This is a genomic window from Kitasatospora sp. NPDC094016 (assembly GCF_040304045.1).
In the GTDB taxonomy this organism is placed as follows: Bacteria; Actinomycetota; Actinomycetes; order Streptomycetales; family Streptomycetaceae; genus Kitasatospora.
The window spans coordinates 98,021-110,754 of record NZ_JBEOUK010000009.1; the positions used below are offsets into that span (position 1 = coordinate 98,021).

General features: G+C 73.3%; 8 protein-coding genes. 3 read left to right on the top strand and 5 right to left on the bottom strand.

Going from position 1 to position 12,734, the window contains the following annotated elements; genetic code table 11:
* Positions 1-95: 95 nt before the first annotated feature.
* Together ABT015_RS11795 and ABT015_RS11800 are read right to left on the bottom strand one after the other, a co-directional pair.
* Positions 96-1,079: an ABC transporter permease gene (locus ABT015_RS11795; protein WP_350878616.1), complete on the bottom strand. Its 984-nt coding sequence runs from the start codon at positions 1,077-1,079 to the stop codon at positions 96-98.
* A gap of 270 nt (positions 1,080-1,349) precedes the next feature.
* Positions 1,350-2,804 (bottom strand): MFS transporter, encoded by a 1,455-nt coding sequence (locus tag ABT015_RS11800; protein ID WP_350878617.1) that lies wholly within the window; start codon positions 2,802-2,804, stop codon positions 1,350-1,352.
* A 466-nt stretch (positions 2,805-3,270) separates the two neighbouring features.
* On the opposite strand from ABT015_RS11800, the gene ABT015_RS11805 reads away from it, so the two are divergent.
* Positions 3,271-3,585 (top strand): hypothetical protein, encoded by a 315-nt coding sequence (locus ABT015_RS11805; protein WP_350878618.1) that lies wholly within the window; start codon positions 3,271-3,273, stop codon positions 3,583-3,585.
* A gap of 148 nt (positions 3,586-3,733) precedes the next feature.
* Here the strand turns inward: ABT015_RS11805 and ABT015_RS11810 are convergent, their stop codons facing one another.
* A complete protein-coding gene (locus tag ABT015_RS11810) occupies positions 3,734-4,642 on the bottom strand; it encodes a DUF6528 family protein (RefSeq protein ID WP_350878619.1) in 909 nt (302 codons plus the stop codon).
* A gap of 441 nt (positions 4,643-5,083) precedes the next feature.
* On the opposite strand from ABT015_RS11810, the gene ABT015_RS11815 reads away from it, so the two are divergent.
* The gene (locus ABT015_RS11815; RefSeq protein WP_350878620.1) at positions 5,084-5,584 is read left to right on the top strand and encodes a hypothetical protein; all 501 of its coding nucleotides are present in this window, start codon (positions 5,084-5,086) and stop codon (positions 5,582-5,584) included.
* A 119-nt stretch (positions 5,585-5,703) separates the two neighbouring features.
* Here ABT015_RS11815 and ABT015_RS11820 read toward each other — a convergent pair whose 3' ends face one another.
* Positions 5,704-9,069 carry a hypothetical protein gene (locus ABT015_RS11820; protein ID WP_350878621.1) on the bottom strand — a complete coding sequence of 1,122 codons (3,366 nt, stop codon included), beginning with the start codon at positions 9,067-9,069 and terminating at the stop codon, positions 5,704-5,706.
* A gap of 208 nt (positions 9,070-9,277) precedes the next feature.
* The gene (locus tag ABT015_RS11825) at positions 9,278-10,600 is read right to left on the bottom strand and encodes a hypothetical protein (protein WP_350878622.1); all 1,323 of its coding nucleotides are present in this window, start codon (positions 10,598-10,600) and stop codon (positions 9,278-9,280) included.
* A gap of 347 nt (positions 10,601-10,947) precedes the next feature.
* Between ABT015_RS11825 and ABT015_RS11830 the strand changes: the two genes are divergently transcribed.
* Positions 10,948-12,624, top strand: a complete 1,677-nt coding sequence (locus ABT015_RS11830; RefSeq protein ID WP_350878623.1) for a phospholipase D-like domain-containing protein — start codon at positions 10,948-10,950, stop codon at positions 12,622-12,624.
* Positions 12,625-12,734 lie beyond the last annotated feature (110 nt).

A 12,734-nucleotide genomic window follows, 5' to 3' on the forward strand; every position in this document is an offset into this window, starting at 1 on the left:
CGGCCTGCCCGGTGGGCGGCGGATCGGCGGCTCGCGCGGGTGCGATGGCGAGTGCGCCTTCGGAGCTCCCGTCGGGACTCACAGGGGTGCCCATCTCAGCTCACCCGCACTCTCGGGTCGAGGAGAACGGTGGCGATGTCCGCGAGGATCGCGCCGATCGCGGTCAGGGCGGCGGCGAAGGCGGCGACCGCCACGGTGCCGTGCACGTCGTTCTTGCCGATGGTCTGGATGAAGTACTGGCCCATGCCGTTCCAGCCGAAGATCGTCTCGGTGAGGACCGCGCCGGTGAAGACGGCCGGGATGCTGAAGGCCACGGACTGCGCGGTGGGGATCAGGGCGGTGCGCAGGGCGTGCCGGCGGATCGCCTGGGCACGTGTGAGCCCGGTGGCCCGGGCGGTGCGCACGAAGTCGGAGCCGATGACGTCCAGCAGCAGGGAGCGCTGGGTGAGGTGGTAGCCCACGTACCCCGTCAGGGTGAGCGTCAGCGTCGGCAGGATCAGGTGCAGCAGCCGGTCACCGACCGTCGCCCAGAACCCTTCCACGCCGGGCGAGTTCTCCCCCGCGACGTACAGGAAGTGCCAACCGGCCTGCTCGTTCAGCCAGATGGCCAGCAGCACCACGGCAAGGGCGGCGATGGACACCGGGACGTTGAACAGCGCCATGGAGACGGCCTGGGCGGCCCGGTCCCTCCAGCCGTACTGGCGCGAGGCGGTGTGGACCGCGAGGGCGACACCGACGACGACCGACAGGACCGTCGCGCCGCTCACCAGCTCGGCGCTGACGAGGGAGCGGTAGCCGATCTCCCCGTTCACGTGGACCCCGACCGGGGAGCGGCCCCAGTCGAAGTGCAGGACCACGCTGGTCAGCCAGTCCCACCAGCGGTGGAGCAGCGGCTCGTGCGGGTCGAGGTTGTAGGGGGCCAGGGCCCGGGATATCTGCTCCTCGGTGCGGACCGGACGCAGTTCCTTGAAGTTCGAGCGCGGGTCGAGGAACCAACTGGCGAGGAAGTACGTGGCGTTGGTGGCCATGGCGATCACCAGGAGCCAGCCCGCCGCCCTGCGTGTCACGTACCGGAGCACGGACGGCACCTCCCCACCAGGTGCGGCGGGAGCGCCTGGGGAACGTCGGGTCTGGAGGAGGTGCACATGCCGGTAGGGACCTTCTGGGGGTGGGAGTCGAGTGCACGATCGTGCAGATACGAGTCTGTGTACGACTGGTGCGCGACGCCAGTGATCCGGGCATATGTACATGGGAACGAAACACCCCCGCAGCAAAGAGGCGTCGACCCCACTCCCCCGTTCACATTCGCAGGTGACCGGGTCGACGACGCCCTCCCCGCAGATACCTGCTCAGGAGGCGGGCCGGGTACGCAGGGTGCGGTCGGCGAGGGTCGTCAGGAGCAGGACGACGCCGACGCCGACCATGATCCAGGCGACGAGGTGCATGCCGCGGTCGGAGACGTGGGTGCGGAAGACGATGCCGGTGATCGCGGAAGCGGCGATCGAGCCGAGGTAGCCGAAGGTGCGCAGCAGGCCGGAGGCGGTGCCGAGTTGTTCGGTGGGGGCGTGTTCGTAGAGGGCGGTCTGGTTGCCCGCGCCGGACGTGCCCATGGCGACGCCGAAGACGAGCGTGACCACCACGACCCATCCGATCCAGCCCGAGGTGCTGAGCAGCAGTACGCCGGCGGAGCCGACGAGGCAGGCCAGGGCCGCCGCTGTGACCGGTCCGCGCACCGTGTTGCGCCGGGAGATGAGCGAGATCACCAGGCCGGACATCAGCGTCATGGGCAACAGGAGCAGTCCGGCTTCGGTCTCGGACAGTCCCCGGACGCTCTGGGCCCACTGGGTGACGCCGTAGAGCACGACGTACGCGCAGACCAGGACCAGGCCGTAGCGAAGATAGGTGCTGGTCAGGGCCCGGTTGCCGGCGAGCAGGCGCAGGTCGAGGAACGGGGTGGCGGCTCGCAGCTCCCACAGCACCAGGGCGATCCACAGCACGGCGGAGATCGCCAGCAGGTACCAGTGGGCGTCGGGCAGGGCGAACAGGAACAGCAGCAGCGCGATCATCGCGGCGGCGAACCCGGCGATGCCGACGACATCGAGGGCGGCCGCGACGTCACGGGCGCGTCGGCTGCGGTTCGGTGGGCTGCCGGACGGGCTGTCGGACGGGCTGCCTGGTGGGCTGTCGGGTGGGACCCAGGCCACTGTCGTGACCAGCGCGACGAGTGCGACCGGAACGTTGACGAGGAACACGGATCGCCAGCCCAGCGCGGCCACCAGGACACCGCCCAGGGGCAGCCCGAGGGAGGCGGTGGCGATGCCGGCGATCTGCAGGCCGCCCAGCACTCCGCCCGGCGGCTTGTCCAGACCGGCGTCCTCGGCGCGGCGGCGGATCAGCAGCATGGCCGTCGGATAGGCGCACGAGGTGCCCGACCCGATCAGTACTCGGCTGATCAGGAGGATCGGAAGGCTGTCGGCGGCGCCGCCCACGAGTCCTCCGACGATGACGAGTCCGATTCCGGCCAGGAACACCCGTCGTGGGCCGAACACCTCGGCGGCCTTGCCCGCGGTGGGCAGGGCGATCGCGCTGGCCAGGTACAGGGCCGTGACCAGCGCGGCGGTCTGCCCGATCGACACACCGAGTCCGTGGGCGATCGGTACGAGAGCCGTGGCGATCAGCGAGCTGTTGATCGGGTTGAGCGCCGAACCGACGAACAACGGGGTGGTGAATCGCCACGAGAACGGACGCCCGGGCGGTATCCCGTTCACCGGCGGGGCGTTGGTCGTCGGTCCGGGGGCGGGCATCGGAATCTCCAGTCCATGGTGGTCGCAGCAGCTCGGCGAGGCGCCCGGACGACAGCGCGGCGGCATCCGGGGCGCGGGCTCACCGCTGGTGAAGGACTCGCCCAGGACGTCGGCGACGTGGTCGACGGAGGTGACGGCGGCGGTATGCGCAGGTGGGAGGAGGTCATGACGGTCCGTTGGCCTCCCCCCGAACGCGAGGATAGGGGACTTGCCGACTGAGGGACCATCAGTTCGGGCGAAACGGCGTCGCGGTGGTGCGGATGATCCGGCCGTTTCCGTGGCGGGGGAGCCTGCCACTGGCGCGGCAGCGGGAGGTTCGCATGGTGGTCTAGGTTGGAATCGGCGGGAGCCGGCGACAGGTCGTACACGAGAGCCGACCACGTGGTCGCCCGCGTCCTGCCCTGTTTCGTGCTCTGCTTCGTGCTCTGCTTCGCGCTCTGCTTCGCGCTCTGATCGGAGAACTCGTATGTTCACCAACACCACACACCCCGTCGTGGTCCTGCACGACCTGGACGACGTCCGTGCCGAGCTCCTGGCGGAAATACGGACGGCGGGCGCGGCGGAGCGGCCCGGGTTGGAAGCGGCCCTGCGCGTGGTGGATCGCCAGGTGATCGTGGCGGACGAGGAGCGTGTCAGCCGGTGGGCAGGCCGGATCCTGTCCGCGGCGGACGTCGACCCCGCGCTGGACCCGGTCCGGGCCGTGAAGGTGCTGCGGGACACCGTCCCGGGGCTGGGGCTCATTTCGGCGAACGACCTGGTGCAGTCCCTTCTCCCACGCTGACACGGGCGAGGCCCGGCAGGCCGGGGCGGGGCCGGTTGTGGTCGCTGATGCGCTGCCACTCGGCGTGGCCGGCGGCGGCAGTGGCGGCGAGGATGCCGCAGGCCCCGCCTCGGCGTCGAGCGTGGCCCGCGGCTGCCGGAGGAGCGCGCTACCGGGATCGGTTCGTCGGGCCCGGACCTGGCAGCGGCGTGGTCCACCAGCGGGCCTTGTACAGCTCGGTTCCGGTCAGGGCGAGCGTCCCGTCGGGGTGGTGGAAGGTGACGGCGGAGGTGCACCAGGAGCAGGTCCCCGCGTGATCGGGCGTGATGGTGAGCAGGCGACCGGTGACGGGCTCACTGCCCACGCTCTTGATTCCGCGGGCCGAGTCCTCCGCGCCCAGCCCGACGGCCTCGAAGCGGTCGAGGTGTGAGTCGTAGCGCCACAGGCGGTCGCCGGTGCTGAGCCAGAACGTCCCCGGCGCGGAGCGCACGGGTGCGAGGTCGTGTCCCCCGACTTCCGGAAGGGGGATGCTGCGTTCGGGGGTGAGGGACGGGATGTCGGGCGTGCCACCGACCCGAAGGGCCAGCAGGGTGTCGTCCCCGAGCACCCAGAGCAGCTGCGCGCTCTCGTCCCACTGCACGGCGTGGGCCCCGTCGAGTTCCTGCTCGGTGTAGGTGGTGCTGCGGGGCCCCTCCGAGGCCGCGTACAGCCGCACCCAGCCGCCGGTGCTGGCGACCACGGCGACGTTGCCGTCCGGTAGGAGCTCCGCGCTGTGGGGGTTGGCGGAGGTGCCGAGGTCGGTGGCCCAGATCGGCGTGCCGGTCGCCGTGTCGACCAGGGCTGCCAGGCCACCCGAGGCGGTGACCAGGAGGGAGCCTTCACCGTCGAGCACCACGTCCCTGGCCTCGGTGGGCCTGGCCCAGCTGCGGGCCGGCTCCAGGTCGGCCAGCCGGTCGTCGCCGTCAGCGGTCCACGACCACACCACCGGTAACTGGTCGGCCTCGGGTCCGGCCTCCCGCGCCGTCTCGCCGTCCAGGACGAGAACCTGCCGGGACGCCTGATCGACCGCGACGATCAACGCACTGCCCCGGACGCCGGCCTGCCCGGACCCCGGGTCGGCCGCATCACCCGACGCATCACCCGGCACGGCTGCCTGCCCGGGCGCCTGATCAGCCGCGATGACCACCGCGCTGCCGCGAGGCTCTCCGGCGCTGCCGTCCACGGCTTGCGGGGCGGGGGTCGAACACGCCGTCAGCATCAGGCCGCCCAGGACGGATCCCAGCCTGAGTCCCGCTCCGGCTCTTGCGCACACTGCCACGTCCCTTTCGCGCCATGATTATCGGACTATCTACTCTGCGTCCCGGCGGCCCGGCCCGGCGCCATCCTCGTCGCAGCGTCCGGGTGAACCCGTCCCAGCGGACCCTTGACGTCCTTCCTATGGACCGTGTGCACGTCCGGTGGAAGCATTGGTGCCAACGGGTGACCCACAGTCACCTCGAAGCTCTTCCCAAGGAGAGTCATGCGGATCAGCACGCGATTGCGCGCCGCCTCGGCCGTGCTCACCGTCATTGCGGGCAGCCTCACGTTCGCCACGGTCGGAGCGGGAACCGCCGGCGCGGCCGACTGCGGCCAGGTGCTCGGACCCGCCCGCACCATCGTGGCCGGCGGCCAGTCGATCGGTCGGGCCTACCTCGCGTGGAACTCCTGCAGCAAGCAGGCCTACACCGAGATCAACCTGTGGAACACCAACTACGTCAACGGCAACTGGCACGGCGGCCTGATCGACGTGAAGTCCAGCTCGAACCACAACTCGAACACGGGCTCGCCCCAGCCGAACGTCGGCTCGTGGTGGTGGGACTCCGGATTCATTCCGGTGACCGGCGTGTCGAACACCCGTCTCTACCACGGCAACTGGAACTTCACCGCCGGCGGCCACAACTGCAACGGTCAGACCGTCACGTGGAACTTCTCCAACGGAAGCTACGACAGCAGCCAGGAGTCCCTGCCGCACTGCGACTGACGCCGACCGGCTCCCCGGGCGGCCCCGTTCGCATGGCGGTTTCCAGGGGCCGCCCGCTTCGTCGAGGCGCCGCGCGCCGGACGGCCCGGCCGCAGGTCACTCCCGGTGCGTGCAGCAGGTCACTCCCGGTGCGTGACGACCGCGAGGGCGCGCTCGCGGACGTCCGCCGAGGGGTGGCCGCGCAGCCCGCGCAACAGGGCCCGCCACTCCTGGGGCCAGCCGAGGCGGTCCCCGAAGGCCTCCGTCAGCGCCGTGGCGAACAGTCCGGCAGCCGGGCCGGTGTCCCCGTCCCGGCGGGCGGTCCGGGCCAGCACATCGATCGTCCCGGGCGGCGGCAGCGGGCCCGAGGCGTGTTCCCGCAACAGCGCCAGCGCGGTGAGCGCGGCCGCCGCCGGCCGGCCTCGGTGGGCGTCGGCGAGCACGCCGAGCGCGGCCGCCAGCGCCTGCGGCCCGGCCGTGGGGTCCACCAGTCGGCGCAGCGCGGCGGCCCTGATGCCCGCCAGGTCGGGTTCGTCCGCGAGCAGGTCGGCGGCGCCGGCCAGCAGCGGCCGGTGGCGGTCGTCGGCGGGGAGATCGGTGAGGTGCGCCAGCCTCCGGCGGGCCGGAAGGTCCTGGTCGCCCTCGGCGTCGAGGTCGTCCGTCCGTGCGGCGGCGGCGAGTTCGGCGAGGGTGCGGTGCAGCAGGCTGCCAGGGGCGGCGCCGCCGAGCGGGTGCGGCAGCCCGGAGGCGGCGAGCGCACGGACGGCGCCCGCCGCCTCCTGCCAGCCGCCCCGGTTGGCCGGGTCGGTGACGGCCCGCCGCGCCGTGTCCGCGGTCTCCGGGGCCCAGGCCGCCCACCGCGGCAGCGCGGCGAGGGCGGGTGCGGCGACTTCCGGCTCCGGCGCGGCGGCGACGGAGGCCACCAGCCTGGCGTAGCGGGCCCGGTGGGTCTCGGGCAGATGCCCCGGGTCGGCCCGTAGCACGGCGCGGCGCACGGACGGCGGAGCCTGCCCGGCGGCGTCGGCGAGCAGTTCCCAGACGGGTTCGGCGTCCAGCAGGCCGGTCGCGAAGGCGACCGCCGCGGCGCGCACGTCGTGGTGCTGGCCTTCGGCACGGTACGCGGCGACGAGCAGGTCGGCGGCGGCCGACGGCGGCAGGTGCTCGGCGGCCAGCCGCACGGCTTCCTTGCGGCTGGTCACCTTGCTGCCCCGCGTCTGGGACAGCAGCTCGCCGAGCCGCTCGGCGAGCTCGCCCGGCGGGACGAACCGGGCGGCCCGGGTGGCCGCGTACACCGCGACCCGGGCGCGATCGCCGCCCGCGTGGGCCAGCAGATCGCGCAGCGCGTCGGCGGGCCGGTCCGTCCAGGCCAGCGCGGCGAGCGCCGCCTCGGCGAGCACCACCTCGGCGGAGTCCAGCTGGGCGCGGACGACCGCCTCGCCGTACTGCGGGATCGCGGCGGCGGCGTGGACGGCCGCGGCCCGCCCGTGCAGCGGCACCGTGGGATCGCTCGCCGCCGTGGCGGCGAGGCGGGCGGCGGCCTGCCACTGGCGCGGTGTCCAGCGGCTCGCCGAGCAGGTGGGCGGCAGGGTCGCCCGCTTCGACCGCCTGAGGAACCGCCCGTACGGCGGCAGGGGGGCGAGCAGCGGGTCGAGCAGGTCGGTGCGCCGCTCGACCAACACGCCCTGCACCGGTGGCAGGACGGCGGCGGAGGGCTCGAGTTCGAGGATCTCGGCGACCCGGGCGCCGCGGGTGCGCGGGTCGTCCAGCCAGAGGGCGGCGGCCGTGGTGAACGCGCCGTCCGACCCGAACTGGAGGGCGTGCAGGAGGAGTTCCTGCAGCTCGGGGATGTTGTGGGCCCGTCGGCCGAGCGAGCGCGCCAGGGTGAACAGCAGCCAGTACTCCGCGGTGTCGGCCATGGTGTCCAGCCACGGCCGCAAGGTCGCGAACACCGCGTGCTCCTGGCCTCGCCGCAGCCGGTGCTCCAGTCGGCCGAGTTCGACCGTGCCGGTCTGCCCGGCGATCCTGCGCAGGCTCCGCAGCGCCCACTCGACCAGCTCGGCGCCGTCGGCGACGGCGTGCTCGCGCAGGACCTCGGCGACCAGCCGCTGCAGAGCGGCGCGGGTGGCGTACGAGCAGTCACGGGCGTCGACCGCGTCCTGGACGCCGGCGTCGAGGAGGGGCACCGCCGCCCGGGTCAGCAGCCGGGCGGGCACCTGGACGAGTGCGGTCAGCGCCGCGCAGCGCACCGGGTCCTGCTCGTTGCGCAGCCGCGGCAGCAGACCGAGCGCGTCCTGGACGGCGGCCCCGTCGTCCGAAGCGGCGGCGTTGGCGAACAGGGCCGTCCAGGCGGCGGAGCGGTCGTCGGCGTCCGGGCGGGAGAGAGCGGCCCGCAGCTCCGGCTGGGCCTCCTCGGTGGGCAGATACGCCAAGGCGAGGGCGATCCGGGCCCAGGGGCGGCCCTCCGCGCGGCGCGCGGCGACCTGCCGCCGCGCCTCGGCGTGGCGGCGGGCGTGCGGGAACAGCGGCAGCAGGAGGGAGAGTTCGGCCTCCCGTGGGAGGGCTCCGGCGTACACGAGGTCGAGGAACGCGTCGCGCCGGCCCGGAGGGAGAGCACGCAACAGGGCGGCGAAGCAGCGGGGTGCGGCCAGCCAGTGGCGGCCCAGGGCGGCGAGCGAGAGCGGGTCGGCGCGCACCAGCCGGCGCAGCGTGCCGCTCGTCGGCGGCGTGGTGTACGGCCCGACCGCGCCGCGCCGCGGGTCGGCGAGGAGCCGGACGGTGCGTTCGGCGTCCGTGGCGGCCAGCGGCGGCAGATGGTCGCGGCGCAGCGGGATATCGGGCCCGAACCGCTCCAGCAGGTCGAGGACCCGTTCGGGGCGGGCTCGCACGGTGGCGCCGAGGGCGTCGGCGAGGGCGGGCCACTGCCCGAGCCTCAGCGTCTCGGGGTGCTCGGCGAGGAGCCGCTCCAGGTAGGCCAGGACCTCGTCCGGGAAACGCGCGGCGAGGGGGGCGAGCGGTACGGCGTGCGCGAGGTCGGGCAGGGTCCGCTCGACGAAGGCGGGGCTGCAGGCGGAGAGCAGCCGGGCGGCCTCGGCATCGCCCCACTCGGCGCGCAGGCGGCCCACCAGTCGCTCGGCCAGCCGGTGCCGGCGGCCGTGCCGGACGACCCGGGCCAACTGCCGGCGCAGGGTGCAGGAGGCGCCGGTGAAGGCCGCCTCGATCGCCTCGTCCGGGACGCCCTGGGTGCGGGCGGCGCGCAGGGCGTACCCCCGGACCACCGGGTCGGGGTCGGTCAGCCGCTCGGAGAGGTAGTCGGTGGCGCAGCCGGCCGACGCGGCGAGCGCGGCCAGCCGCCGACCGTACAGACCAGAGCGCTCCAGGTCGAGCAGCAGGCCCGGGAGCTCGCCGTCGACGGCGAGCTCCCGGGCCCTGCGGGCGACGAGCCGTTGACGCTCCGGGTGAGGGAGCAGGTCGAGGTCGGCGAGCAACTGTTCGACTTCGTGCGGCATGCGACCATTCTGACCTGCCGCGACGGGTGCCTCCCACCGGATTTCCGGGGATGCGGGCAGCGGGTGTGGGGCGGACGAGGACGCGGGGCGGACGAGGACCGTGCCTGGGCCGGCGCCGACGCCGCGCGCCCGACGTGCCGCCCGCGGCTGGAGCCCGCCACCCGGGGAGGATGGCGGGCTCCTTCGCGTTCGGTTTCCCCGTGCGCGCTCAGGCCCGGCGCAGCACCCGGCGCAGCCAGAGAGCGCCGGCCCCGGCGGCCGTCAGGGCGAGGCCGCCGAAGGCGAGGCCCGCGGTGTGGTCGGCCCCGGTGGAGGCGAGCTGGACGGACGACGGCGCGGCAGGCTGCGCGACGTCGGCGACGCGGGCCTGCTGGACGGACGGCGCGGTGGAGGTGGTGGACGGGTCCGCCGGAGCCGAGGCGCTCGGGGCGCTCGGGGAGGACGCGGAGACCGGCACGGCGGCGCCGGCCGGGGCCGACGGGGCCGAGGACACCGGGGCCGACGGCGCCGAGGAGGAGGAGGAGGAGGACGGGCTCGGCTCGGGCGCCTTCGTGGCGGCGGGCAGGATCTGAATCGTCGAGCGGGTACCGCAGTTCGTGGTTCCCCGGAACGGCTCGCCCTCGTTGACGAACACGCACGGGCCGAGCGTGGTGGCGCCCGCCGGAGTCTTCGCGTCGTACGACACCCGCACCCGGGCGACGGCCTTGCCACCCGACCGGAGGCTGGAGTCACGCCCCTGGAGGTACACGCCGTCCGGGTCGTCGGGCGCGATTCCGGCCACCTTGTCCAGCGTCCGCCAGGCCCCGTCCGCCGTACGCACCTGCACGGTCGCGTACCGGTCCACGAACAGGACGTTGCCGAGGTTGGTGTAGTCGGACGGCGTGGGGTTGTCGAGGGTGGCGTCGAACTCGACCGGCGCGCCGCCCGCGACGGCGGTGGCCGGCACGTGGTCGAGCGAGCTCGTGATCGAGGTGACCTTGATCGTGCTGGTCACCTCGGCCTGCACCGGCTCGAGGGGGTCGACGACGACGGCGGAATGCAGGGCGATGGATCGGAAGCCGCCGTTGGTGGCGCCGTTGTGGGGCAGGCCCATCGGCGCGCCGATCCGCAGGTCGACCCTGAGGGTCCGCCCGGCCGGGACGGTGAGCCCGAGCACCGTCCCGTCGTACACGACGCCTCCGGCGGTGGCGGTCATCACCAGGGGCACCGACTTCCACGTACCGTCGGCCGGGTCCCTGAAGTCGATGACGATCGCGTCCGGCGGCGTTCCGACGTCGGTGACGGTCCGCAGCTCCAGGTTGTAACCGGTGCTCTCCTGGCCCGAGTTGGTGATGTCCTCGGTGAACTCGACCGGCCCACCGGCGAATCCGACCGAGGCCGGGGCCTCGACGGAGAGCGAGGTGTGCGACGGCTCTCCCGCGAAGGCCACCGGGGCGGCGGCCACGACCGATCCGCAGACTGCGGCGACGCCGAGGGCGGCGGCGACGACGATGGCACGACGGGTACGACGAACATGAACGATGGTGGACACAGTTCTCCCCTGAAACCGTTCTGCGGGCAGGCCGCAGCAGCGCGCTGATGGCTGATGACTGAATGACTGATGGCGAGCGGGCCGCAGCAGGTTTGTGTGCGGCCGGGGGCGCCCACGGCCCCGCTTCTCACTGCCATAGACGTGGAGCCCGGCCAAAGGTTGCAGGTGATCGGAAAGAAATTCCTCCCCGTCTCCGGACACCTGCCGACGACGAGCGATCTCGGCACAGCCGGGCCGGCAGCCCCAGCGGGCTGATCCCGACAGGCCCCTGACACATCTTCAAGTTACTATCAGGTATTTTTAAGGGGCCTTTCAGGTGAACATTGCCACTTCTTGAAGGATTGCCCGTGCCCCGTCGTCCGTCCCCCCGCCTCAGCCGCTCCGCCCGCACCACGCTCACCGCCGCCCTCACCCTCGGCACAGCGCTGACAGCACTGCCCGCCGCACCCGCCTTCGCCTCCGCCTCCGCCGACACGCGGATACCCGCCCCGGCGGCGCCTGCCGCCACCGGCACCCCGCACCTGGACGTCGTCGAGCAGATGCTGCGTCAGGTCTCGCCCGGCCTGGAGGGGACGGTCTGGCAGCGCACCGGCGGCAACAACCTGGACGCCCCCGCCGGTGACCCGGCCGGCTGGCTGCTGCAGACCCCGAACTGCTGGGGCGACCCGAACTGCACCGACCGGGCCGGCACCGACAAGCTGCTGGCCAAGATGACGGCGAACATCGCCGGCGCGACCCGCACCGTCGACATCTCCACCCTCGCGCCGTTCCCCAACGGCGCGTTCCAGGACGCGATCGTCTCGGGCCTGAAGGCCTCGGTGGCGGCGGGCAACAAGCTGACCGTGCGGGTCCTGGTGGGGGCCGCCCCCCTCTACAACATCACCGCGCTGCCGACCAGCTACCGGGACGACCTGCTGGCCCGGCTCGGCCCGGCCGCCGCCGGCGTCACGCTGAACGTCGCCTCGATGACCACCTCGAAAACCGCCCTGTCCTGGAACCACTCCAAGCTGCTGGTGGTGGACGGCCGCAGCGTGATCACCGGCGGCATCAACAACTGGAAGGACGACTACATCGACACCACCCACCCGGTGTCCGACGTCGACCTCGCGCTGACCGGCCCCGCCGCCGCCTCGGCCGGCTCCTACCTCGACACCCTGTGGGGCTGGACCTGCAAGAACACCGGAGTGCTGTCGAGTGCCTGGTTCGCCTCCAGCAACGGCGCGCCCTGCCTGCCGAACCTGGAGAAGGACGCCAACCCCGGCCCCGTGCCGGCCACCGGCAACCTGCCGGTGATCGCGATCGGCGGCCTCGGCGTCGGCATCCGGAGCGCAGACCCGGCCTCCACCTACCAGCCGGACCTGCCGGCCGCCGCCGACGCCAAGTGCGGCCTGGTCGCCCTGCACGACAACACCAACGGCGACCGCGACTACGAGACGGTCAACCCCGAGGAGAGCGCGCTCCGGGCCCTGGTGGCCGGCGCCACCAGCCACATAGAGATCTCCCAGCAGGACCTGAACGGCACCTGCCCGCCGCTGCCGCGCTACGACCTGCGCCTCTACGACCTGCTCGCCGCCAAGCTCACCGCCGGCGTGAAGGTGCGCATCGTGGTGAGCGACCCGGCCAACCGCGGCACGGTCGGCAGCGGCGGCTACTCGCAGATCAAATCCCTCTCCGAGATCAGCGACGCGCTCCAGGCCCGGCTGGCGGCCCGGACCGGCGACGCGTCCGGTGCGAAGGCCACCATGTGCCGGAACCTCCAGCTCGCCTCCTTCCGCGCGGCGCCGACCGCGACCTGGGCCGACGGTCACCCGTACGCACTGCACCACAAGGTCGTCGCGGTCGACGGCTCGGCGTTCTTCGTCGGCTCGAAGAACCTCTACCCCGCCTGGCTGCAGGACTTCGGCTACCTGGTGGAGAGCCCGGACGCGGCCGCCCAGCTCGACGCGAACCTGCTGGCACCCGAGTGGCGCTACTCGCAGGCCGCCGCCACGGTCGACTACACCCGCGGCATCTGCCCGAACTGAGCGCGTTCTCCGTCCGTCAGGATCTTCCGGGGCCACCGGCGTCTCAGCACCTCGGGGCGCCGGACGGTCCTGCCGACGTCGTAGCGGGGTGCCCGGTGTCCGTTCTCGGC